Below are 21835 nucleotides of genomic sequence, written 5' to 3'. Positions count from 1 at the left end.
CTGGTCATTTCCTTTGCGTGCGAAGGGGTTACGCGATGCCGAGCGCGGTGCAGGCGTCGGCGTACTCGGTGGTGCAGACGTCCTCGGGCGCGAGCACGCCGTCGGGGCCGAAGATCACCTCGGCGAGGTTCTCCTGGGTGACCACGGTGGGCTCGAACAGCTGCGACGGGGTGTCGAACAGGTCGTGCGTGGCCTCGGGCTCCTCGCCCTGCATGAGCGCGTACGCGGCGTCGGCGGCGGCCTCGGCGACGATGCGGATCGGCTTGGAGATGGTGTTGTACTGGTCCCCCGCGATGATCCGCTGGATCGCGGCGAGTTCGGCGTCGTTCCCGGTGATCGGCGGGACGGCGGCGTCGGCGGCCTTGAACGCGGCGATCGCGCCGCCCCCGGTGCCGTCGTTCGCGGCGACGACGCCCGCGATCTGCCCGTCGAATTGCGCGATCTGGCCGCTGACCCACTGCTGCGCGTCCTCGGGCGACCAGTCGGGGGTGTCGTACTCGGCGAGGAGCTCGTAGCCCGAGTCGTCGATCGCGTTGTGGATGCCCTGCTTGATGAGTCCGGCCGCGGCGTCGGTGGGCGAGCCGTTGACCTGGAGCAGGCCCCCTTGCGCGCCTTCGGCGTCGAGGTGGTCCACGAGGGACTGGCCGATGGCCTCGCCGATCGCCTCGTTGTCGAAGGAGATGTAGAAGTCGGCGGGCTTGTCGGGGATGGGCCGGTCGTAGGCGACGACCTTGACGCCCTGGGACTGCGCGGTCTGCACGATCGTGGCCGCGGCGGTCGAGTCGACCGGGTCGATCACGATCACCTCGGCGCCCTGGGCGATGGCCGAGTTGGCCTGCTGCTGCTGGAGGGCCGCGTCCGAGTCGGCGTTCTGGTAGATCACCTCGCAGTCGGCGCACAGCTCGCCCATGCGCTCCTCGAACAGGGGCGCGTCGTACTGCTCGTAGCGGGTCGAGGCCAGGTCGGGCATGAGGAAGGCGACCGTGCCGGCGCCGTCCCCGCCGCCTTCGGCCCCGGGTTCTTCGGCGCAGGCCGCGAGGGCGGCCAGGGCCAGCACACCGGTGAGCGCACCGGCTGCAAGTCTGCTCATCGACGACTCCTTTGTCGGTTCCCTGACGGGAGGGGTTGTGTCGTGACTGCGACCGTAGACCCGCACCGGCCCGGATGTCACTACCGCGCGCGAAACGAACAGCATCGGTGTTGTAAGCGACTCCGTAATTGTGTTATGAAGGTCCGGGGCCGCACACCGCGGCGATCGCTCCTCGTTGCACCGAACCGAGGAAGACGCCGCTCAGCGGGCCCGGACCCCGGGCCCGCGCGGCCGCCGGGGGTTGTTCACTTCACACGGAACGAACAGAGGTCCACGATGGCGCCGGAACCCGATCCCGCAGGCGAAGGGGGCCGCGCCCCGCGCGCCCGCCGCGAAATGATCAGGGCCCGCGTGGTGGACGAGGGGTTCGTGCGCATCGAGCAGCTCGCCGCCGACCTCGGCGTCACGACCATGACGATCCGCCGCGACCTCGACTACCTCCAGCGGGAGGGCTGGCTGCGGAAGGTGCGCGGCGGCGCGACCGCGCAGCCCTCGACCGCGTTCCACGGGGACGTGCGGCACCGCATGGGCGCCATGGCCGAAGCGAAGGAGGCCATCGCGCGGGCGGCGCTGCGCCTGGTCAAGCCGGGGCAGTCGGTGCTGCTGGACGAGTCCACGACGGCGCTCGCGCTGGCCGAGCTGCTCCCCGAGCGCGCGCCGCTCACGGTGATCACGTACTTCGGGCCGGTGATCCAGACGCTCGCGGGGAGCCCGGGGATCGAGCTGATCTCCCTGGGCGGCACGTACTACCCGGCGTACGACGCCTTTCTCGGTCTGCGCACGGTGGACTCGATTTCGAGCCTGCACGCGGACCTGCTGTTCGCGTCCACGACGGCGATCACCCGCGGCTCGTGCTACCACCAGTCGCCGGAGACGGTGGCGGTGAAGCGGGCGCTCATGGACGCGTGCGACCGCCGCGTGCTCCTGGTGGACCACACCAAGTTCGACCGCCGCGGCCTGTACCGGCTCGCGCCGGTCGCCGGGTTCGACCTGGTCGTGGTCGACCCCGGCATCCCGGCGCCGCGACTGGAGGAGCTCCAGTCGACGGCCGCGAAAGTCCTTGTGGCCCCTGCCGACTAACCCAGTCCGGAGGCGGCGAGGATCTGCGCCCGGCCGTCCCCGGTGTGGACGGCGACGAGGTCGCCCGCGATCGAGACGTGCTCGGGCAGTTCGGGCCCGGTGTCCTGGACGGGGGTGCGGTCGCCGGTGGCCGGGTCGAGGACGAACACCTCCCACACGGTGCTCATGCCGGAACTGACCTGGTCGACCACGGCGCGGCCGTCCTTGACGGCGAGGACCGACATGTACGGCTCGTCCGCGTCCTTGAGGGCCCCCGCGAAGTCGGCCACGCGGACCTCGTCGAGGGTGTCGAAGACCTGGTCGCCGTGCAGCACGGCGGCGGGCGTGGAGTACCAGCTCTCCTCGACGGACCAGTCGATGGAGTTGAGCTCCCACAGGAGCGTGCCGTCCTCGGTGTTCACCGCGACGGTCTGGTACTGCTCGGCGGTGCTGTTCTCCACTGCGGCGCAGACGAGGTGCTCGCCGCAGGACTTGACGTTCGTGATGGTGTAGCCCGCGTCGAAGTCGTGCTGCCACGCCTGGCCGAGGTCGTCCAGGGAGTACCCGGCGAGGGCGGCGCGGCCCGGGGACGCCTCGTCGGAGAGCTGCCCGATCGCGAGGCCGTCGAACGCGGTCCACATCTCGGAGTCCAGCGGCAGGTCCCCGCTGACGAGCGAGCCGCCGTCGGCGGCGCTGCGCACGGTCGCGGTGCCCTCGTAGGGCTGGAGGTCCACGATCCGGTCGGAGACGGCGAGGTTGTCGTAGAGCGAGTAGGAGTTCGGAGGGACCGCGCCGGGGTGCTCCTCGCCGTCGTTCCAGACGGTCTCCGCCCGGATGCGGTACTCGTCGATGATGAACAGGTCCTCCGGCCCCTTCTTCTTCCACACCTCCTCACCGGTGGTGAGGTCGATGCGGACGACGGCGTTGTCGTCGAAGCCGGTGCGCTGCTCCACGATCGCGTCGGTGCCGTAGAACGCGACGTCGTTGCGGTCGACCCACGGCTGCTTCCACAGGAACTCGCCGGTGTCGAGGGCGACGGCCGCGCGCATGTTCTGGCCCTCGTCGGTGGCGGAGGCGGTGGCGTCGATGACGAGGACGTTCCCGACGGTGAACAGGTGCAGCTCGGTCGGCTCCAGGTCGTACTCGTTCGTCCACAGTGAGGTTCCGGCGGCGTCGAACGCGTCCACTTTCGTCTTGCCGCCGTTGACCTCGGCGATGACGGCGACGCCGTCGGCGGCGGCCACCGAGGCGGCGCCGGTGCCGGTGAGCGTGTGCTCGTAGACGAGGTCGAGGCCGGTGCCCTCGGTGGCGTCGTCGCCGCCGAGGTCGCCGATGCCGTCGAGGAGGTCCCCGCTGGTGAGGTCGTCGATGACGCCGTTGATGCCGAGGTTGTTCACGGCGATCACGATGAGGATGACGATCACGGTGACGATCGAGGAGCCCACCGACATCGCGACCCACCGCTTCGACGGCCGCAGGCCGGTCGGCAGCGGTCCGGTGTGGACGGTCGGCCGGAACGGGACGGTGAACGGCTGCTGACCGGCCCCGGCCGGCGTCGGCTGCGGCGGCGGGAACTGGGCGTTCGGCTGGGCGTTCGGTTGTGAGGGCGCGAACGGCGGGGTCGGCTGCGAGCCGTGGGGCGGGAGGCCGCCCTGCGGGGAGTACTGCGGCGGGCTGCCGACCGGGTAGGGCGCGTAGCCGACCGGCGTCACGGGCGGGCTCGGGGCGGGCGCCTCCGGTTCGGCCAGCGCGTGCTTGAAGGCGCCGAACGCGACGGGCAGTTCGGGCTGCTCGGGGACCGACGGGGCGACGCCGAGCCGCGAGTGGAGGCGGGTGGCGACGAGCGGCATGCGGGAGGAGCCGCCGACGAGGAGCACGGCGGTGAGCTGCGCGGGTTCGACCCCGGCGCGTTCGACGGTGCGGCGGGTCTCGTCCACGGCGCGGGCGACGAGGGGGTCGGCGAGGCTGGTGAGCTCGTCGCGGGTGAGGTGCAGGCCCATGGGGTTGTGGCCGGGGAGGGCGACGGGCGCGGTGGAGGTGCGCGAGAGCATCTCCTTGGCGGCGCGCACCTCGCCCCAGAACGCGAGGCGGTCGCGTAGGTCGGCGGTGGTCTCGGGTTCGCTGAGGCGCTTCCACAGTTCGGGGTCGCGTCCGGCGATGACGCGGCCGAGGTGCGCGGCGAGGGCCATGTCGACGTCGAGGCCGCCGAGGTCGTCGAGGCCGCCGAACGCGAGGGTGCGCAGGCCCTGGTCGTCGCGGCGGACGACGGCGACGTCGAAGGTGCCGCCGCCGAAGTCGAAGATGGCGACGGTGCCGCCGACCGGGATCTCCTGGCCGAGGACTTCGGCGCAGTAGGTGGCGGCGGCGATGGGCTCGGGCAGGAGCCGCACTTCGCCGAGTCCGGCGAGGCGGGCGGCCGCTTCGAGTTTGGCGCGGCGCACGGGGCCCCAGTCGGCGGGGCAGGTGAGCACGGTGTCGGTGGGCTTCATGCCGGAGGCGGCGGCCTCTTCGGCGACGCGGCGCAGGCCGGTGGCGAGGAGTTCCTCGACGGGGATCTCGCTGTCGCCGAGGAGGACGGTGCCGTCGTCGATGCGGCGCTTGGGGTGCGGCTCGAACCGGCCGGGGTCGGCGGCGGCGAGGCGCTGGGCGTCGCGGCCGGTGTGGAGTTCGCCCGCGGCGTCGAGGAACACGCCGGAGGCGAGGAGCGGGGAGCCGTCGAAGAGCAGGGAGCGGGGCTCGGCCCCGCCGCGGCCGATGACGGCGACGGTGTGGGTGGTGCCGAGGTCGACGGCGAGCCAAACGGGAGCGTTCACGGGTCCTACTCACTCGGGGCTGCGAAGGGACGGGGGGTCCGCGATGGGCCGGTGGACCCTGGGGCCGGTCCGGTGGATCCGGGCGGCCGTTGTCCGGGCGGGCCCTCGCGAGGATACCCGGAGGGGGTGACGGGACCGGGGGCGCGGGCTGCGCCTGAACTGCGGGTTCCGGGCGTTTCCGCCCGTACCGGACCCTCCTGCGGGGAGGGCCCGGGCGGACGGCGGTTCAGGGGTTGAGGGCGGTGAGGATCACGACCTCGGACTCGTCGTGCGGGAGGTACTTGACGCGCACGACCATGCCGGGCTGGATCTGGGCGACGGCGCCGCCGTCGATGGGCTTGCGCTGCTTCAGGTCGAAGGTGGTGCCGTCGAAGCGGGTGATGCGCAGGTCGATGTCCATGACGGCCCGGTCGCCCTGGATCTCGCCGGTGGGGGCGAGCGCGAGGACGACGGCGCGGCCGTCGAGGCCCTGCTCGGCGATGTGGAGCTGGCGGGGGGTGACGAGGCCCTTGGCGACGCGGACGCGGTCGAACGCGGCCTGCATCTCGGCCTGGGGGGCGTCGACGGCGATGGCGACGCGGCCGTCGGTGCTGCCGGGCCGGTAGCGGACGGGGAGCATCGCGCCGGGGACGACCGCGGCGAGTTCGGTGATGTCGACGAGGCTGCGGGAGACCGCGCGGAACGACTGGCCGTCCATGGTGTCGACGTCGAAGAGGATCTCCAGCTGCGGCTGGTCGTTGACCGTGAGGCCGGTGCGGGAGACGGAGACGACGGTGCCCATGGCGATCGGCGTGTTCTCGAAGCCCTTGGCGACCCGGCCGCTGAGTTCGCGGAGCGGGCCGTCGGCGAGGCGGCCGATCATGCCGGTGACGGGGAGGACGGTGAGGAGGATGATCGGGCCGGCCATCCAGCCGTTGACCCACGGGACGGGGCCTTCGCCGTTGAGGCCGGTGATGACGAACATCGCGGTGCAGGCGAGGCCGGCGATGACGAGGACGGTGTTGATGATCTTGAACATCGGGGTGTTCCCTTCTCGGTGGCTGATGAGATGAGTCTCGGGCCGGACCGGCGGCTACCGGTCACAGGTTTCGGTGCGGGTCATTCGATGTCGGGGTCGCCGAGCAGGTCGAACGCGCCGAAGACGGCGCGGTCGACGGAGCCGTCGGCGGCGACGATCAGGAGGTCGCTCTGGTAGAGGCCGTCGGCGGGGGCGACGATGGCGACGGTCTGGCCGCCGGGCGCGGTCATGCTGCGGCCGACGTGGTCGGAGGTGTCGATGGAGGCGGTGACGGTGCCGTCGGCGAGGTCGATGACGGTGAGCGCGTAGTCGTCGCCGCCGGGGGCGCGCTTGTGCTCGACGAGGGCGTGGCCGGAGGCGGCGCCCGCGGCGGTCCCGGCGGGGACGGTGAGGTCGATGGACCCGGTGGGGTCGTCCATGAGTTCCTCGGCGGCGCTCGGGTCGTTCAGGAGGTCGTCGATGAGGCCGTCCACGTCGACGTCGAGGTCCCAGGTCGTGGTGGTGACGGTCTGGTCGAGGACGATCGCGGCCTCGGTGTAGGTGCGGGTGCCGAGGGCGCGGCGGTCCCCGCCGTCCATGACGGCGAGGCCGGAGGTGACGGCCCCGTCGGCGGTCGGCTCGACGCGGATCGTCGCGTCCTCGCCGATCGACGCCTCGGTGGTGGTCATGCCGCCGAGCTGGGGCGCGGCGCCTTCGGCGGCGAGGCGGCCCGCCCAGGTCTCGGCGACCGCGACGTCGGCGGGGGCCGCTTCGAGCGCGTCGAGGGCGAGGGTGCGCAGGCCGCCGTCGAAGCCGAGCGCCACGACCCCCGCTTCGGGGTCGAGACCGTATGCGGCCGTGCCGGTTCCGGCGCCCTCCAGGCCGGGCACGTCGCCCGCCTCGGTGACGAGCGCGCCGTCGTCGAGGTCGCGGATCTCCAGGCCGTCGGCGGTCGCGATGTAGGCGTACTCCTCCCCCGCGGCGACCGCGGCGGCGTCCCAGTCGAGCTCGTCGGCGAGCTGCACGTCCCAGCGGGTCTCGCCCGTGGCGAGGTCGACGGCCGCGAGGCGGACCGCGTTGACGTCGGTGGCGAGCTCGGAGAGGACCCCGCCGGACCCGGCGCGGTCGTAGGGGACGAGCGCGAGGCCGTCGGCGGAGAACGCGATCCCGGTGCGCAGCATGACGTCCGGTGCGGGCGCGGTCAGGTACTCGCCGCCGATCGCGGTGACGGCGATCCCGGCGGTGAGCAGGAGGGCGAACCCGAAGATCCCGGCGCCCGCGCCGCGCGGGCGCCGCTTCGGTTCGAGCGGGTGCTCGGGGGTGCCGTACGGGGAGCGCACGAGCTGCGAGTGCGGCGGGAGCGGACCGGCCGCGCGGAAGTCTTGGAACATCGGGGCCTCCTTGTGGGGGCGTGCGGTGGGGGCGACGCCGTCAGCGTCGCCCCGCGCGCGCACCTACCGATCACAGGTTTCCGTAGAAGTCGTACGGCCCGGCTACACTTCGCGCATGGTCCATGGCCTCGCGGCCTCGGCGGCCGTGCCGCGCGGCATGCTCGTCGCCGACGCCTGGTCCCAGCTCGGCGATGCCGTGGCGCCCTTGAGCAACGCCTCGGGCCGGCCCCTCGCGCGCACCGTGAAGCTCCTGCTGGACCCGCTCGTGCTCCGGCCCGCCCAGAACCCGCGGTTCTCCGGTGGGGTCGTCGCCATAGAGCACGTGGACGCGCTCCGCGCCGCGATCCTCGACGCGGGCCCGGCCCTGGCCGCGACGGCCGCCTGGTTCCAGCTCCTCAAGCGGGCCCGCCGCCGCGCGGGCGTCACCGACGGCCACCCGCAGGACCTGTACTTCCAGCGCTGCTACGAGCTCGCGCACGTCCACGGCGACCCGGCCGCGCTCCCGGGCGCCGCCGAGATCGCGGCCGAGGCCGTCGCCGAGGTCCACGCCGAGCGCGGCGAGGTGTCGGTGGACGGCCTGCGCCGCTTCCTCACCGACCCCGCGCGCAGCGCCGAACTCGCCGGGCTCCTGCGGGACGCCTGGTCGCACCGGCCCGCGCCCGCCGCTTCCGAGGCGCACCCGGGGGTGGCCGCGTTCCTCGACGACTGCGCCACCGCCCCCGACCCGCGCCTGTGGAAGGCCCTCGCCGCCGACTCGGTGGGCACCGCCGAGGCCGCGGGCCTCGCCGGGAGCGGGGTGGCCCGGGACTACGGGCTCACCGACCGCGACCTGCCGTCTGCCCCGGAACTGGGCGAGCGGGCCTCGAAGCGCAAGCTCCCCAGGCCCTTCGACCGGTCCATCATGGAGCGGCTGTTCGCGGCGTTCACCACCTGGTTCCAGCGCGAGTCCATGTCCGACATCCCGTCCCTGGTCACCGGCGAGATCCAGCGCTCGGCCGCCCCCTGGCAGCTCGCCGAGGAGCCCAGTCGCGTCGCCATGGCCCTCGGCCGCGACGCCAGCGCCGGCCTGGGCGCCGACTACCAGCCCGAGGCGGCCTCGGACGCCAACGCCCGCCTGCTGAACCGCTGGCGCCGCGAGTCCTATGTGCACCGCGTGCTGCGCCTCCCCGACCCGTCCGCGATGGGCGTCGAAGTGCGCGGCACCCGGCGCGCGTACCTGCGGCGCCTGTGGGTGCGCCTCCACGGCCGCGAACTCCGCGGCGAGGCCACCGCGGCCGACGAGGTGTGGGACCTCCTCGACGGCGCCCTCCGCTCGGTCGTCATGGACCAGCGCGACCGGCTGAAGCGTTCCCTTGAGCGCGAAGAGGACCGGTCATGACGGCGTTCACGGTCCGGCGGGACGCGGGCGCGGTCCTCGTCGGCGACCGCCCGCCGCACCCGGAGCGGACGATGCTCGTGGAGGCGCGCGGGGCGCTCCTGTACTGGGACGCCCTGGACCTGCGCGTCCACCCGGCCGCGGAAATCTTCGACGCGCGGGCCGCGGGCGACTGGCTCTGGGAGGTCTACGGCCCGGAGGCGGCCGCCGCAGTCCTCGGCGAGGCCGGATCGATTGCGACCGAATGGGCATCGCCCGTCCTCGACGCCGCCCGGAACCTGGCGCTCCTGCGCTGGGCGGGGGCCTGGTGGCCCGCGTCCTACGCGGCCGCGATCCCCGCGCTGCCCGTGGACCTGCTGCGGGCCGAGACCGCCTGGTACGCAGCCGGACTCGACCACCTCCTGGACGACGAAGCCGCGGTCGAACGCGCGCTCGCCGAGGTCGACCTCACCGCGCTGACCGGGCGCACCGACCACGAGACCGCGGCCCTCGCCGCCGGGCTCGCCGACCTCGCGGACGCGTTCGGCGTCGAACTCCGCAGCGCCGCACTGCGGCGGGAGGACTGGGCGCTGGCGGCGGGCGGAGCGGAACCCGGCCTCGCGGTCGCCTCGGGCAGCGCCCCGATCGACTGGTCGCGGGTTCCGGCCCGCGCACTCGACGCCGCGGGCGAAGCGGCGTGGCGGTTCGAGAACCGTTCCGGCGCATGGATGCTCGCGGTGTCCGCGCCAGCGGCACCCGGCGCGGTCCCCGCCTCGTTGACCGCGGTCGTCGACACCGTCGAGGTCCCGCTCCACCTGGACCCGGACACCAACACGTTCAGCGGCGAAGCGCCCGCGCCGCCCGAGTTCGCGATGCGTCTCGGCCGCGGCCGCCCGATCGAGGTCCACTCCCCCGGCTACGCCGCGGACGACGCCGACCCGGATCGGGCCGAACGCCGCGCCGCCCTGATCGCCTTCGCCCGCGAACGCCTCGCCTCCCCCGCCGCGACGCTCACCGAACGGTCCGCCGCATGACCGACGACGACGTGATCGGCCTGCGCGGCAAGGAGACCAGCGGCCCCCGGTGGGCCGGGTTCCGCGAGCTGAACAACAAGGCCGCGAAGCTCGCGAGCCAAGGCCAGGCGGCCGAGGCGATTGCGCTCCTCCACCGGGCCCTCGAACTCACCTACGTCGATGACGTCGACGCGGCGGGTCTCGACGGCCGCGCCCGCGCGCTCGGCAACCTCGCGGGCCTCGCCGAAGGCCAGGGCGACACCGATGCGGCCCTGCGCCTCGCCGAGCAAGCGCTGGAAGCCTGCTACGCCGCGGAGGCCCGAGCGGGCGACCGGTTCGGCACCGTGGCCGTGCGCGCCTCGGTCCTCGTCAACCGGTGCCAGACCCTCCAACTCCTCGGCCGCCTCGATGAAGCGCTCGCCGACGTCAACGGCGCGCTCGACATCGTGGGCGAGGGCGAGGAGGGCGACGGCGCGTACCTCGCCGTGTCGGCCAACAACACCCGGACCGTGCTCCTCATCGGACTCGAACGCCTCGAAGAGGCCGAGGCCGCCGCGCAGCTGACGCTCCGGCTCGCCGCGGCCTGCGACCCGCGCCTGACCGGGTACCCGTACTCGAACCTCGCGGTGATCGCCCAGGCGCTCAACGACCATGAGGCCGCGATGGACTACCTGCGGCTCGCCGAGCAGGTCCACCTGATGGCGGGCGACGCCGTCTCGGCGGCGCTCGCGGTCGCGAACCAGGGCCGGGCGGCGATGCGCGCCGGGGACGCCGAGGCCGGGCAGCGGCTCCTCGCCGCGGCCGAGCAGGCGTTCAGCGACGGCCAGCAGCCCTTGCGGGCCGCGGAGCTGCGCTACAGCCGGGCGCACGCCGCGTTCCAAGCGGGCGACACCGCCCTGGCCTCCGAGCTCCTCGGACCGGCGATCGAGGTGCTGCGGCAGGCGGGCCACGCGGCCATGCTCACCGAAGCCCTTGCGGTCCAAGGCGACATCCTCGCCGCCGCGGGCGACTACGACAAGGCCGAAGAGTCGTACCTCGCCGCCTGGCAGGTCTGCGAGCAGTCCGGCGCCCGCTACCACCTCGCCCGCCTCGACATGCGCCGCTCGTTCGCCGTCGCCGACCAGGCCGCGGCCGCCCGCACCGAACGCCAGCGCACGCGCCTGCTCCGCCGGGCCTTCGACCTGTCCCTCACCTCGGCCCTCGCGACGGACGCGATCCGGCACGGCTTCGCGCCCGGACGCGCCCGGGAGCGCTGGGCCGCAACGGTGGCGATCCCCGCGATGGCCCACGCGCTGAGCCTCGCCGCGGCCCTCCGCGACGGCGCACTCGTGTCGGAGCTGCTGGAGCACATGAGCGCGACCGTGTCGCTCCACGCGTCGGCGCCGGTCGAGTTCGACGCGGTGGACGAGGTCCCGGACTTCCCGACCCTCGAACCGGCCCAAGGGGAACGGCTCTCGTTCACGGCGTCGGCGCTCATCACGGGGAACTCCCCCGACTTCCCGGCGACGCGATTCGCACTCCCGCCGCGCCTGCGCGTCAACCCGTGGCGGGAGTCCCAATTGGAGCCGTGGATCCGCGAGACCGAGCGCCGATACGGGTTCCCGATCCGCTCCGACGAGGTGATCGACACATGGTGAACCGACCGACCGTGCAGCTCAAGCTGGTCGACGCCGACGGCCTGTTCTACTCGTGGCGCTGGGAGCACGACCTCGGCGCGATCCAGAACATCATGGTCGAGCCCGGCCGCGTGCAGCCCGCACTCGACGCGCTCGCCGAGGCCCTCCCGACCCCGCTCCCGGGCGAGACCGTGGACCAGGCCCTCCAGCGGTCCCTCACGGGCCCGCTCACCGACCGCGGCCGCGAGGCCGGGCTGGCGACGGCCCTCGCCGCGTCGCTCATCCCGTTCCAGCTCGCGATGGAGATGAACGCGCTCCTGGAGCAGGGCCTACGACCGCACGTGCGCATCCAGCCGTCCTTGTCGACCGCGCAGGTCCCTTGGGAGGCATTGCGAGTGGACGAGGGCGAGCGGTTCGTGACGAACGCCGACGTGTCGGTCCTCCCGCCCGCCACGGTCCGGAACGCGCCCGAGCGGCGCCGCACGGCCTGGGACCCGGACGGCGAGGTCGTCACCGTCCTGGACCCGAAGATCCCGGGGGCGGGCCGGGACCTCGGCTCGGTCCTGGGCGACGATTCCGGCCTCAAGGACCTGGGGAGCCTGCGCGAGGTGATCGACCGCGACGCCCTGGAGCCCCGCCTCGCCGACGCGGCGCGCTTCCTCTACGTGGGCCACGTGACGACCTCCAAGCACGGCCTCGACGCCCGCCTCCACCTGAGCTGCGGCCCCGGCACGACCGGCCGCGCCGCCGTCGTCAACGGCCACCGGCCCCTCACCGCGGCCGACCTCCTCTTGGGGCACCGGCCCGGCCCCGCCGCCCCGTGGCGGATGCCGAACCGGGTCGCGCTCATCGCCTGCGAGAGCGGCGGCGAGGTCCGCTTCGCCGAACCGGTCGGCCTGGTCGCGGCCGCGATCCACACCGGCGCCTCGTACGTCACCGCCACCCGCTGGACGCTCCCCACTGACGAGGGCCTGCGCCACTTCGCTCCGGGCGCAAGGGAAGCGACCACGGTCCTCCCTGAGGCGATCCGCGCCGTGGACGGGGCCCACGGCGCGGCCGACCCGGTCGCCGCACTGAACGCCTGGCAGCGCGCGAAAGCCGACCGCTGGGAAGCCGAAGGCCGCCTTGAGGACTCCCCCGTGATCTGGGCGGCCTTCGCCACCGCCTGCGCTTAGGCGAGGTCCCCGAGGAGGTGCTTCGGGTCGGCGTCCAGGGCGAGGGCGTCGAGGACGGTGAGCAGTTGCCGCTCCTCGTACCCGAAGTGGGTCTCCATGACCGCGCCGATGCCGTCGAGGTGGCGGTGAAGGGTGTCGTCGTCGGCGCCCGCGTCGAGGGCCGCGGCGAAGCCGCCGAGGAGGTGTTCGAGCATGTTGTGGTCGCGCATGAGGTTGGCGATCACGGGCCCCAGCTCGGGGTGGGCGGCGGTGATCTCGGGGAAGAGGCCCCGGTCCTCGCTCTGGTGGTGGCCGCTGAGGGCGGCGCAGAAGCCGCGGCAGTAGACGAGGAGGTCCTCGCCGTTGCGGTCGTCGAACTCGTCGTCGATCTGGCGGCGGGCCAGGTCGAGGGCCTGCCGGAGGCGCTGGTGGACGGTGCGGAGTTGGGTGCTGAACGCGACCAGGCGGTCGGTCTCTGAACTGATGTCGTGCTCCTTCGGTGATCGGCGGCCCGGCCCCTGGGGGCGGGGGCGCCGTCCGGCATCGTATCCGCTCGGGCGGCGGGGGCCTATGATCCCGGTCATGACCGGACTCCTCGAAATGCACGCCGTCGCCTTGAACGCCACCGTCGAGCTCGTGGACGGGGCCGAGCGCCTCGACCTGCCCACGCCCTGCACCGGGTGGGACCTCGAACGGCTGGTCGCGCACATGACGGGCCAGAACCTCGGGTTCGCGGCCGCGGCCCGCGGCGACGGCTTCGAGGTGCGGACCTGGGCGGAGATGCCCTCGACGCCCGCCGCGTTCCGGGCCTCGGCCGCAGAGGTGCTGGAGGCGTTCGCCTCCGAAGGCGCCGCCGGGCGGAACTGGTCGATCCTGGCCGGGGCCGACCAGGAGATCCAGGTCCCCGGGGAGACCGCGATGGGGTTCCACTTCATCGACTACGTGGTCCACGCATGGGATGTCGGCGTCTCGCTCGGCCGCCCGCCCGTGTTCGCGCAGCCGCTGCTCGACGCCGTGCTGCCGCTGGTCCTCTCGGTCCCGGCGACCGGCCCCGCCCGCACCGGGCCCTACGCGCCGTTCGCCCCCGCGGTGACCGCCGCGGCCGACGCGAGCACGATGGAGGAGCTGCTCGCCTACCTCGGCCGTGACCCCAAGTGGAAGGCCCCCTCGCCCGAAGGCGAAGGGGCCCAGACAGAGACCGACTAGTCCTCGGCCTTCTCCACGTGCGGGTGGCGGCGCTCCAGCGCGGCGCCCTCCACGTCCACGTCCGGGAGGATGCGGTCGAGCCACTTCGGCAGCCACCACGCCTTGTCGCCCACGAGGTGCATGAGCGCCGGGATGATGAGCATCCGCACCAGGAACGCGTCGACCAGCACGCCGAAGGCCAGCGCGAAGCCGATCGGCCGGATCATCGTCGAGTGGGAGAAGATGAACCCGCCGAAGACCGCCATCATGATGATCGCGGCGGCCGTGACGACCGACCGGCCGGCGCGCACGCCGAGGACGACGGACTGCCGCGCGGGGGCGCCGTGGGCGTACGCCTCGCGCATCCCCGAGCCGATGAACAGCATGTAGTCCATGGCGAGCCCGAACAGGATGCCGACCAGGAGCGTCGGCAGGAAGTTCAGGATCGGGCCGGGCGTGTCCACACCGAAGACGCTGGACAGCCAGCCCCACTGGTAGATCGCGACGACGCCGCCGAGGGCCGCGAAGTAGCTGAGGATGAACCCGAGGGTCGCGAGCACCGGCACGACGATCGAGCGGAACACCAGGATGAGGATGATGAGCGACAGGCCCACCACGACCGCGAGGTATACCGGGAGCGCGTCGGCGAGGATCTCGGAGATGTCGATGTTGCCGCTCGCGGACCCGGCGACGCCGATGTCGGTGACGCCGTCGACGGTGAGGTCGCGGAGGGCGTGCACGAGTTCCTGAGTGGACTCTGAGGTGGGCCCTTCCTCGGGGATCACCTGGAACGCCATGGTCTTGCCGTCCTCGGAGGTCCCGATGGGCGCCACGGCGACCACGTCGTCCTCGGCCGCCACGGCCTGCGCGACGGCGACCTGGCCGGCGAGCGACGCCGCGTCGTCGGGGGCCTCGGCGAGGTCCGCGACGACGAGGAGCGAGCCGTTCTGGCCCTCGCCGAAGCGCTCGGCGATGGTCTCGTACGCCTGGTACTGCGTGGTGTCGTGCTGCTCCGACGAGCCGTCGGGCAGGTTGAGCCGCAGGTCCATCGCGGGGAGCGCGACGGCGACGAGCGCGCCGAGGCCCACGAGGACGCGCAGCACGGCGCGGCCGGTGTGCATCGGCTGCGGGTCGGGCTTGCGCTCGGCGGAGCCGTGCGATTCGCGGGCCTTGCGCTCGCGCCTGCTGAGGATCTTCAGGCCCGCGAGGCGCAGGAGCGCCGGGATGAACGTGATGGCGACGAGCACCGCGACCGCGATGCTGAACGCGCCGATCGAGCCCATCAGGCCGAGGAACGGGATGCCCGTGATGTTCAACGCCACCAGGGCGATGAGCACGGTGGCGCCGGCGAACACGACCGCGTTCCCGGAGGTCCCGGTCGACAGCGCGATCGACTCGTCGACGTCGTAGCCCTCTTTGAGCTGGCGGCGGTGGCGGTTGACGATGAACAGCGAGTAGTCGATGCCCACGGCGAGGCCGAGCATGACGCCGAGGATCGGGGTCACCGAGGTCATCTCGACGGCGCCGGAGAGCGACATGCTGGCGAGCGCGCCGATGCCCACGGCCACCAGGGCGGTCACGAGCGGCAGGACCGCGCCGACGAACGTGCCGAGCATGAGGACCAGGACGATCCCTGCGACGACGAGGCCGATGACCTCGCTGACGCCCGCGATGGCGGGGACGGAGTCCTGCATCTCGGAGGAGTAGTCGAACGCGACGCCGTCCACAGGGGAGTCGTCGAAGACCGCGGTGACGTCTTCCTTGGTCTCGGGCGTGACGTCCATCTGCGGCTCGGTGAACGCGACGGTGACGATGGCGGCGCTGCCGTCGGAGGAGACGACGCCCGCGTCGGCGGCGAGTTCGAGGAGGACCGCGCCGTCTTCGAGCGCGTGCGACTGCGCGTCGAGGTCGGCGGCGCCCGCTTCGAGCTCCGCTTCCTGGGCGTCGAGTTCGGCGGTCCCGGCGTCGAGCTGGGCCTGCTGCGCGTCGAGTTCGGCGGAGTCGCCGGCCAGCTCTCGCGCGGCGTCGAGCTGCTGCTGGGACGCGGCGAGGTCGGCGCGGGCCGCGGCGATCTGGGTGCGGCCCTCTTCGACCTGGGCGAGCCCGGCCTCGATCTGGGTGCGCCCCTCGTCGATCTGGGTCTGCTGCTCGTCGCGCTGCGCCTCGGTGGCGAACGGGTCGACCACCGTCTCGACGCCGTCGACGTCGGCGGCCTCGGCGATGAGGGCCGAGATCGCGGCCTTCTGCTCGTCGGTGAACGCGTCGCCGTTCTCGGTGGAGAGGACGATGCTGCCGGTGCCGCCCGACGCCTCCGGGAGCGCCTCGGCGAGGTGGTCGGTGACCTCCTCGGTCGGCGTGCCGGGGATCGAGAGCGTGGTGGCGAACGCGCCGCCGAAGAGGAGGAACGCGGCCGCGGCGGCCGCGAGGATCAGCGCCCATGCGGCGATGACGGTCTTGGCGCGGCGGGCGCACCAGCGCCCGACGCGGTACAGGAATTCTGCCAAGGTGCTCTCCTGGTAGTGGTTTCGGGTGTTCCTGGTGCTCAGGTGCCTGGTTCTCGCAGGACTTCGGTGACGCGGCCGACGAGGCGGTCCCATGCGCGGCGGGATGCGGGGGTGTCCGCGGCGCCGGTCTCCTCGATCCATCTGTGGACGAATCCGAGGAGGCCGCCGCAGAACGCGGCGACGAGGAGGAGGACGGCGAGGGGGTCGGTGCCGGGGTGGCGGCGGGTCATCGCGGCGGTCATCCGCTCGGTGAAGAGGTTGAAGGCGCGCTGCATGAGCAGGGCCTCGCGGTCGCCGGGCTGCGGGCCGCCGCCGAGGATGCCGAAGAGCTCGACGACGACGGGGACGAGGTGCTCGCCGGAGGCGGTCGCCACGAGGTCGGCGAGGACGGTGTCGGGTTCGCGGTCGGCGCTCGCGGCGTGGGCGGACATGCGGTCCACGACCTCGACGAGCATCAGGCCGGCGACCTCGGTCGCCACGTCGTCGAGGGATTTGAAGTGGTTGAAGACGGTGCGGCGGGAGACGTCGGCGGCCGCGGCGAGCTCGTCCACGGAGAAGCCGGTGCCGTGGCGCTCGCGCATGAGGTCGGCCGCGGCGTCGAGGATCGCCTTGCGGCTCTTGGCTTTGAGCGCGGCGCGGCGGTCGACGGGAGGGGCGGGGGTCGGCTCGGCGGGTCCGGTGGGTGCGGCCATGCCGCCTACACTAAATGCAACGATGCACTGAGTGCATCCGCTTGTGCGGATCGCCACAGGATTCCGCGGGCCGGGGTAGCGCTACAAACCGTCCAGTCGGTATGCTGAACGGCATCGGACGGACGACGAGGAGGTCGGCGTGGAGATCACCGGAGCCGTGCTGGAGCGCTGCGGCGCCCCCGCGCCGTACGCCGAGTCGCGGCCGGTCACCGTGGGGCCCTTGGAACTCGACGGCCCCGGACCGGACGAGCTGCTGGTCCGCGTGGAGGCCGCGGGGCTGTGCCACTCGGACCTGTCGGTGGTCGACGGCAGCCGGGTGCGGCCGGTGCCGATGCTCCTGGGCCACGAGGCCGCCGGGATCGTGGAGGCGGCCGGGCCCGGTGCCGGGATCGCGGTCGGGCGCCGGGTCGTGATGACGTTCCTGCCGCGCTGCGGGCGCTGCGAGGAGTGCGGCACGCTCGGGCGCCTGCCGTGCGCGGTCGGGTCCACGGCCAACGCGGAGGGAACGCTCGTCGGCGGCGCGGTGCGGCTCAGCCGCAACGGGAAGCCCGTTGCCCACCACCTCGGCGTCAGCGCCTTCGCCACGCACGCGGTCGTGTCCGCAAGCTCCGTCGTCCCCGTCGAGGACGACGTGCCGCCGGACATCGCGGCCCTGCTCGGGTGCGCGGTGCTCACCGGCGGCGGCGCGGTCGTCAACGCCGGAAGGCCCGAACCGGGCGCGACGGTGGCCGTCGTGGGCCTCGGCGGGGTCGGCATGGCCGCGCTCCTCGTCGCCCAAGCCTTGGGGCATACCGTGATCGGCGTGGACACCGTGCCCGCGAAACTGGACCTGGCCCGCTCGCTCGGCGCCGAGGCCCGCACTCCCGAAGCGGCGGAAGGACTCCGGGTTCCGGTGGTCGTGGAGGCCGCCGGTTCGGCCCGCGCGTTCGAGACCGCGTTCGCGCTCACCGCGCCCGGCGGCACCACCGTCACGGTGGGCCTCCCCCATCCCGACGCGCGCGCGTCGATCGCGCCGCTGCGCCTGACCGCCGAGGCCCGCACCGTCGTCGGCTCCTACCTCGGCTCCGCCGTCCCCGGCGACGACGTCCCCCGCTACGCGGACCTGTGGCGCGCCGGGCGGCTCCCGCTCGACCGGCTCGTCTCCGACCGGATCGGCCTCGACGGCCTCCCGGCCGCCCTGGACCGGCTCGCCGCGGGCGAGGCACTGCGCCAGCTCATCATGTTCTGACCGAAAGGACGCCCATGACCTCACGGACCGCCATCGTCACCGGAGCCGCGCGCGGCATCGGGGCCGCCACGGCCCGCCGCCTCGCCGCCGACGGGCACGCCGTCGCCGTCCTGGACCTCGCCGAGGACCAGGCGGCGGCCGTCGCGGACGACATCAACGCCAAGGGCGGCAAGGCCATCGCCGTCGGCGCCGACGTCGCGGACGAGGCCGCCGCCGCGGCCGCCGTGGCGCGCACCGCCGCCGAGCTCGGCCCGCCGCAGATCCTCGTCAACAACGCCGGGATCCTCCGCGACAACCTCCTGTTCAAAATGAGCGCAGGCGACTGGGACGCCGTCCTCGGGGTCCACCTGCGCGGCGCGTTCCTCATGACCCGCGCCGTCCAGGCGTCCATGGTGGACGCGGGCTGGGGCCGGATCGTCAACCTCTCCAGCACCTCCGCGCTCGGCAACCGCGGCCAGGCGAACTACGCCGCCGCGAAGGCGGGCATGCAGGGCCTCACCAAGACCCTCGCGATCGAGCTCGGGAAGTTCGGGATCACCGCGAACGCCGTCGCGCCCGGGTTCATCGAGACCGAGATGACCAGGGCCACCGCCGAACGCGTGGGCGTCCCCTTCGCGGACTTCCTCGCCCACGCGGCCAAGGAGGTCCCCGTCGGGCGCGTCGGGCAGCCGGAGGACATCGCGGCCGCCGTCGCGTTCTTCTGCTCCGAGGACGCCGGGTACGTCTCCGGCCAGGTCCTCTACGTCGCCGGGGGCCCGAAGGCATGACGATCACCGCCGCCTCCCCCGCCGACCTCGTGGACCTGCTGGGCGCCAAGGCGACCGGCGCGTGGCTCACGGTCGACCAGGACCGCATCGACGCGTTCGCCGAGGCCACCGGCGACCACCAGTGGATCCACACCGACCCCGCCCGCGCCGCCGCAGGGCCCTTCGGCGGGCCGATCGCCCACGGCTACCTGACGCTCTCGCTCCTGCCAGGGCTCCTCAAGGGCCTCATCGTGATCGAGGGCCTCGCCATGTCCGTCAACTACGGCCTCGACCGGCTGCGGTTCCTCCAGCCGGTCCCGGCCGCCTCGCGCGTCCGCGCCGTCGTCGAGCTCGCCGCCGCCGACGCGACCCCGAAGGGCGTGCGCGCCGCGTACGACGTCACCGTGGAGATCGAGGGCGCCGCGAAACCCGCGCTCGTGGCCCGCACGCTCACCCTCTACGTCCCCGCATAGGGAAGCGGCGCGGCCCTCGTGGGGCCGCGCCGCTCTCGTGCGGAATCCGGTTCAGAGGCGTTCGAGCACCATCGCCATGCCCTGGCCGCCGCCGACGCACATGGCCTCCAGGCCGTACCGCCCGCCCGTGTCCTCCAGGGCGTTCAGCAGCGTCGAGGTGATCCGCGCGCCGGTCATGCCGAACGGGTGGCCGACGGCGATCGCGCCGCCCTTGACGTTGAGCCGCTCCTCGTCCACGCCGAGGTCCCGGGCCGAGGGGATCACCTGCGCGGCGAACGCCTCGTTGATCTCGACCAGGTCCATGTCACCGATCCCCAAGCCCGCCAAGGCGAGGGCGCGCCGCGACGCCTCGACCGGGCCGAGGCCCATGATCTCCGGGGAGAGCCCGGAGACACCGGTGGAGACGATGCGGGCGATCGGTTCGAGGCCGAGTTCGGCGACGACGCGGTCGGAGACGACGACGAGGGCGGCGGCGCCGTCGTTGAGCGGGCAGGCGTTCCCGGCGGTGACGGTCCCGCCGGGCCGGAACACCGGGTCGAGTGCGGCGAGCGACTCGGCGGTAGTGCCCGGCCGGGGTCCGTCGTCGGCGGCGACGACGGTGCCGTCGGGGAGGGTCACGGGGGTGATGTCCTTGGCCCAGAACCCGTCCGCAATCGCGCGCTCGGCGCGCTGCTGGCTGCGGGCGGCGAAGGCGTCCTGCTCCTCGCGGGTGACGCCGCGGAGGGCGGCGACGTTCTCGGCGGTCTGGCCCATGGCGATGTAGGGGTCGGGGAGCAGGCCCTCCTCGCGCGGGTCGGTCCAGTCCGCGGCGCCCTCGGCGTGTTTCACGGTGCGGCGCATGGCGTCGGCGAACACCGGGCTCTCCAGTTTGGCGCCGGGGATCGCGTCGCTGGAGCCGATGTCCATGCCGGAGACGGACTCGACTCCGGCGGAGACGAACACGTCGCCTTCACCGGCCTTGATCGCGTGGAACGCCATGCGGGTGGTCTGGAGGCTGGAGGAGCAGTAGCGGGTGACGGTGGCGCCGGGGACGGTGTCCCACCCGAGCATGACGGCGACGATGCGGGCCAGGTTCATGCCCTGGCGGCCGCCGGGCATGCCGCAGCCGAGGAGCAGGTCGTCGATGCGGGCGGGGTCGAGTCCGGGGACCTTGCCGACGGCCGCGCGGACCATCTGGGTGGCGAGGTCGTCGGCGCGGGCGTCCTTCAGGGCGCCCTTGCGGGCGCGCCCGATCGGGGAGCGGGCGGTGGCGGCGATGTATGCCTCGGTCATGCGGTGGTGTCCTCTCTAGACGAACGCCTGGCGTCCGGTGATCGCCCGGCCGACGATCAGGGTGTTCATGTCGTAGGTGCCCTCGTAGGAGTAGACGGCCTCGGCGTCGGCGAAGTAGCGGGCGACGCCGTGGTCGAGCTGGATGCCGTTGCCGCCGAGGACGGCGCGGGCGCGGGCGACGACGTCCCGCATGCGGGAGGTGCAGAACGCCTTCGCCATGGCGGCGTGCTCGTCGCGGCGCCTCCCGGCGTCCTCCAGCTGGGCGGCGCGCACGCAGACGGCGAGCCCGGCGGTGACGTCGGCGAGGTTCTCGGCGAGCTTCTGCTGCACGAGCTGGAAGGACGCGATGGGGCGGCCGAACTGCTCGCGCTCCTTGGCGTACCGGACGGCGGCCTCGTGGGCGCCGACGGCGATGCCCATGGCCTCCCAGGCGACGCCGACGCGGGTGGGGCCGAGGACCCCGGCGAGGTCCTTGAAGGAGTCGATGCGCTGGAGGCGGTCGGCCTCGGGGACCTCGACGGCGCTGAGGGTGATGTCGGCGTTCTGGACGCCGCGCAGCGACTGCTTGCGCTCGATCTTCTCGGTCTTGAACCCGGGCGCGTCCTTGCGGACGATGAACCCTTTGACCTGGCCGTCGTCGATGTCCTTGGCCCAGATGAGGGTGATGTCGGCGAACGTGGCGTTGCCGATCCAGCGCTTGGCACCGTCAAGGATCCAGGTGTCGCCGCGGCGGACGGCAGTGGTGCGCAGGCCGCGGGCGGTGTCGGACCCGGCGAGGGGCTCGGTGAGCCCGAAGGCGCCGATCACCTCACCGCGCCCCATGGGCGGGAGCCATTCGGCGCGCTGCTCTTCGGACCCGCCGACGCCGATGGCGCCCATGGCGAGTCCGGAGGTGACGCCGACGAAGGTGGCGAAGGAGGCGTCGACGCGGGCGATCTCGACGGCGGCCCAGCCGCGGAAGAGGGCGCTGTTGGGGAAGCGGCGGGACTCGGGCCAGGCGGTGCCGATGACGCCGGTGGCGGCGATCCCGGGGATGAGGTGGTGCGGGAACTCGGCCCGGTCCCAGTAGTCGTCGGCGATGGGCCGGACCTCGCGCTCCATGAAGTCGCGGAGGCGGAGCGCGGCCTCCTGCTCGACGGGGTCGAGGAGGTCCTGGAAGGAGTAGAAGTCGGCGTCGAGGCCGGTGGGTGCGTCGGTCATCGCGTCTCCTCGCGGGTCGGGCCGATCATTGAGACCGACCGGTCGGTA

At 73.4% G+C, this 21835-nt stretch carries 18 protein-coding genes; 9 read left to right on the top strand and 9 right to left on the bottom strand.

Features of this window, described 5'->3' with window-relative positions:
• Positions 1-28 precede the first annotated feature (28 nt).
• A complete protein-coding gene (locus AB0A65_RS23490; RefSeq protein ID WP_359954426.1) occupies positions 29-1090 on the bottom strand; it encodes a substrate-binding domain-containing protein in 1062 nt (353 codons plus the stop codon).
• A gap of 276 nt (positions 1091-1366) precedes the next feature.
• Here AB0A65_RS23490 and AB0A65_RS23485 point away from each other — a divergent pair, with 276 nt between their 5' ends.
• Entirely contained in the window at positions 1367-2170 is an 804-nt protein-coding gene (locus tag AB0A65_RS23485; RefSeq protein WP_359954425.1) for a DeoR/GlpR family DNA-binding transcription regulator, read from the top strand.
• On the opposite strand, the gene AB0A65_RS23480 is transcribed toward AB0A65_RS23485, so the two are convergent.
• The 3 genes from AB0A65_RS23480 to AB0A65_RS23470 all read right to left on the bottom strand — a co-directional run bounded on the left by AB0A65_RS23480 (position 2167) and on the right by AB0A65_RS23470 (position 7350).
• Entirely contained in the window at positions 2167-4962 is a 2796-nt protein-coding gene (locus AB0A65_RS23480) for an Hsp70 family protein (RefSeq protein WP_359954423.1), read from the bottom strand. The genes AB0A65_RS23485 and AB0A65_RS23480 overlap by 4 nt on opposite strands.
• 226 nt (positions 4963-5188) lie before the next feature.
• Positions 5189-5980 (bottom strand): hypothetical protein, encoded by a 792-nt coding sequence (locus AB0A65_RS23475; protein WP_359954421.1) that lies wholly within the window; start codon positions 5978-5980, stop codon positions 5189-5191.
• An 80-nt stretch (positions 5981-6060) separates the two neighbouring features.
• On the bottom strand, positions 6061-7350 hold the full coding sequence (locus tag AB0A65_RS23470; protein ID WP_359954419.1) for a PA2928 family protein: 1290 nt from the start codon (positions 7348-7350) through the stop codon (positions 6061-6063).
• Positions 7351-7465: 115 nt separating this feature from the next.
• Here AB0A65_RS23470 and AB0A65_RS23465 point away from each other — a divergent pair, with 115 nt between their 5' ends.
• The 4 genes from AB0A65_RS23465 to AB0A65_RS23450 are packed head-to-tail and all read left to right on the top strand — an operon-like array spanning position 7466 to position 12508.
• Positions 7466-8728, top strand: coding sequence for a hypothetical protein (locus AB0A65_RS23465; RefSeq protein ID WP_359954417.1), 1263 nt, complete (start codon positions 7466-7468; stop codon positions 8726-8728).
• The gene (locus AB0A65_RS23460; RefSeq protein WP_359954415.1) at positions 8725-9738 is read left to right on the top strand and encodes a hypothetical protein; all 1014 of its coding nucleotides are present in this window, start codon (positions 8725-8727) and stop codon (positions 9736-9738) included. The genes AB0A65_RS23465 and AB0A65_RS23460 overlap by 4 nt, the downstream gene beginning before the upstream one ends.
• On the top strand, positions 9735-11354 hold the full coding sequence (locus AB0A65_RS23455) for a tetratricopeptide repeat protein (protein ID WP_359954413.1): 1620 nt from the start codon (positions 9735-9737) through the stop codon (positions 11352-11354). Before AB0A65_RS23460 ends, AB0A65_RS23455 begins: the two co-directional genes overlap by 4 nt.
• On the top strand, positions 11348-12508 hold the full coding sequence (locus AB0A65_RS23450; protein WP_359954411.1) for a CHAT domain-containing protein: 1161 nt from the start codon (positions 11348-11350) through the stop codon (positions 12506-12508). The genes AB0A65_RS23455 and AB0A65_RS23450 overlap by 7 nt, the downstream gene beginning before the upstream one ends.
• Here the strand turns inward: AB0A65_RS23450 and AB0A65_RS23445 are convergent.
• A complete protein-coding gene (locus AB0A65_RS23445) occupies positions 12505-13071 on the bottom strand; it encodes a hemerythrin domain-containing protein (RefSeq protein ID WP_359954409.1) in 567 nt (188 codons plus the stop codon). The genes AB0A65_RS23450 and AB0A65_RS23445 overlap by 4 nt on opposite strands.
• On the opposite strand from AB0A65_RS23445, the gene AB0A65_RS23440 reads away from it, so the two are divergent.
• Positions 13070-13693, top strand: coding sequence for a TIGR03086 family metal-binding protein (locus tag AB0A65_RS23440; protein WP_359954407.1), 624 nt, complete (start codon positions 13070-13072; stop codon positions 13691-13693). The two genes, AB0A65_RS23445 and AB0A65_RS23440, sit on opposite strands and share 2 nt — an antisense overlap.
• Here the strand turns inward: AB0A65_RS23440 and AB0A65_RS23435 are convergent.
• Entirely contained in the window at positions 13690-16176 is a 2487-nt protein-coding gene (locus AB0A65_RS23435; protein ID WP_359954405.1) for an MMPL family transporter, read from the bottom strand. The genes AB0A65_RS23440 and AB0A65_RS23435 overlap by 4 nt on opposite strands.
• A gap of 38 nt (positions 16177-16214) precedes the next feature.
• Positions 16215-16868, bottom strand: a complete 654-nt coding sequence (locus AB0A65_RS23430) for a TetR/AcrR family transcriptional regulator (protein WP_359954403.1) — start codon at positions 16866-16868, stop codon at positions 16215-16217.
• Between the two features lie 139 nt (positions 16869-17007).
• Here AB0A65_RS23430 and AB0A65_RS23425 point away from each other — a divergent pair, with 139 nt between their 5' ends.
• The 3 genes from AB0A65_RS23425 to AB0A65_RS23415 are packed head-to-tail and all read left to right on the top strand — an operon-like array spanning position 17008 to position 19315.
• Positions 17008-18096, top strand: a complete 1089-nt coding sequence (locus AB0A65_RS23425) for an alcohol dehydrogenase catalytic domain-containing protein (protein WP_359954402.1) — start codon at positions 17008-17010, stop codon at positions 18094-18096.
• Between the two features lie 14 nt (positions 18097-18110).
• Entirely contained in the window at positions 18111-18863 is a 753-nt protein-coding gene (gene fabG, locus AB0A65_RS23420; protein ID WP_359954400.1) for a 3-oxoacyl-ACP reductase FabG, read from the top strand.
• Positions 18860-19315 (top strand): MaoC family dehydratase, encoded by a 456-nt coding sequence (locus AB0A65_RS23415; RefSeq protein WP_359954398.1) that lies wholly within the window; start codon positions 18860-18862, stop codon positions 19313-19315. The genes fabG and AB0A65_RS23415 overlap by 4 nt, the downstream gene beginning before the upstream one ends.
• Positions 19316-19366: 51 nt before the next feature.
• Here the strand turns inward: AB0A65_RS23415 and AB0A65_RS23410 are convergent, their stop codons facing one another.
• Both AB0A65_RS23410 and AB0A65_RS23405 read right to left on the bottom strand, forming a co-directional pair.
• Complete coding sequence (locus tag AB0A65_RS23410) at positions 19367-20587, bottom strand: acetyl-CoA C-acetyltransferase (RefSeq protein ID WP_359954397.1); 1221 nt, start codon at positions 20585-20587, stop codon at positions 19367-19369.
• Between the two features lie 15 nt (positions 20588-20602).
• Positions 20603-21787, bottom strand: coding sequence for an acyl-CoA dehydrogenase family protein (locus AB0A65_RS23405; RefSeq protein WP_359954396.1), 1185 nt, complete (start codon positions 21785-21787; stop codon positions 20603-20605).
• Positions 21788-21835 lie beyond the last annotated feature (48 nt).

This window comes from Glycomyces sp. NPDC047010 (genome assembly GCF_040644205.1).
Classification (GTDB): domain Bacteria; phylum Actinomycetota; class Actinomycetes; order Mycobacteriales; family Micromonosporaceae; genus Glycomyces.
This window is presented reverse-complemented; position numbering and strand designations above follow the sequence as displayed.

What these genes read in the sequence shown, in the direction of transcription:
- AB0A65_RS23490 (WP_359954426.1), bottom strand. Translation starts at nt 1,090, where the DNA reads ATGAGCAGACTTGCAGCCGGTGCGCTCACCGGTGTGCTGGCCCTGGCC.
- AB0A65_RS23485 (WP_359954425.1), top strand. Translation starts at nt 1,367, where the DNA reads ATGGCGCCGGAACCCGATCCCGCAGGCGAAGGGGGCCGCGCCCCGCGC.
- AB0A65_RS23475 (WP_359954421.1), bottom strand. Translation starts at nt 5,980, where the DNA reads ATGTTCAAGATCATCAACACCGTCCTCGTCATCGCCGGCCTCGCCTGC.
- AB0A65_RS23470 (WP_359954419.1), bottom strand. Translation starts at nt 7,350, where the DNA reads ATGTTCCAAGACTTCCGCGCGGCCGGTCCGCTCCCGCCGCACTCGCAG.
- AB0A65_RS23465 (WP_359954417.1), top strand. Translation starts at nt 7,466, where the DNA reads ATGGTCCATGGCCTCGCGGCCTCGGCGGCCGTGCCGCGCGGCATGCTC.
- AB0A65_RS23460 (WP_359954415.1), top strand. Translation starts at nt 8,725, where the DNA reads ATGACGGCGTTCACGGTCCGGCGGGACGCGGGCGCGGTCCTCGTCGGC.
- AB0A65_RS23455 (WP_359954413.1), top strand. Translation starts at nt 9,735, where the DNA reads ATGACCGACGACGACGTGATCGGCCTGCGCGGCAAGGAGACCAGCGGC.
- AB0A65_RS23450 (WP_359954411.1), top strand. Translation starts at nt 11,348, where the DNA reads ATGGTGAACCGACCGACCGTGCAGCTCAAGCTGGTCGACGCCGACGGC.
- AB0A65_RS23440 (WP_359954407.1), top strand. Translation starts at nt 13,070, where the DNA reads ATGACCGGACTCCTCGAAATGCACGCCGTCGCCTTGAACGCCACCGTC.
- AB0A65_RS23445 (WP_359954409.1), bottom strand. Translation starts at nt 13,071, where the DNA reads ATGACCGGGATCATAGGCCCCCGCCGCCCGAGCGGATACGATGCCGGA.
- AB0A65_RS23430 (WP_359954403.1), bottom strand. Translation starts at nt 16,868, where the DNA reads ATGGCCGCACCCACCGGACCCGCCGAGCCGACCCCCGCCCCTCCCGTC.
- fabG (WP_359954400.1), top strand. Translation starts at nt 18,111, where the DNA reads ATGACCTCACGGACCGCCATCGTCACCGGAGCCGCGCGCGGCATCGGG.
- AB0A65_RS23415 (WP_359954398.1), top strand. Translation starts at nt 18,860, where the DNA reads ATGACGATCACCGCCGCCTCCCCCGCCGACCTCGTGGACCTGCTGGGC.
- AB0A65_RS23410 (WP_359954397.1), bottom strand. Translation starts at nt 20,587, where the DNA reads ATGACCGAGGCATACATCGCCGCCACCGCCCGCTCCCCGATCGGGCGC.
- AB0A65_RS23405 (WP_359954396.1), bottom strand. Translation starts at nt 21,787, where the DNA reads ATGACCGACGCACCCACCGGCCTCGACGCCGACTTCTACTCCTTCCAG.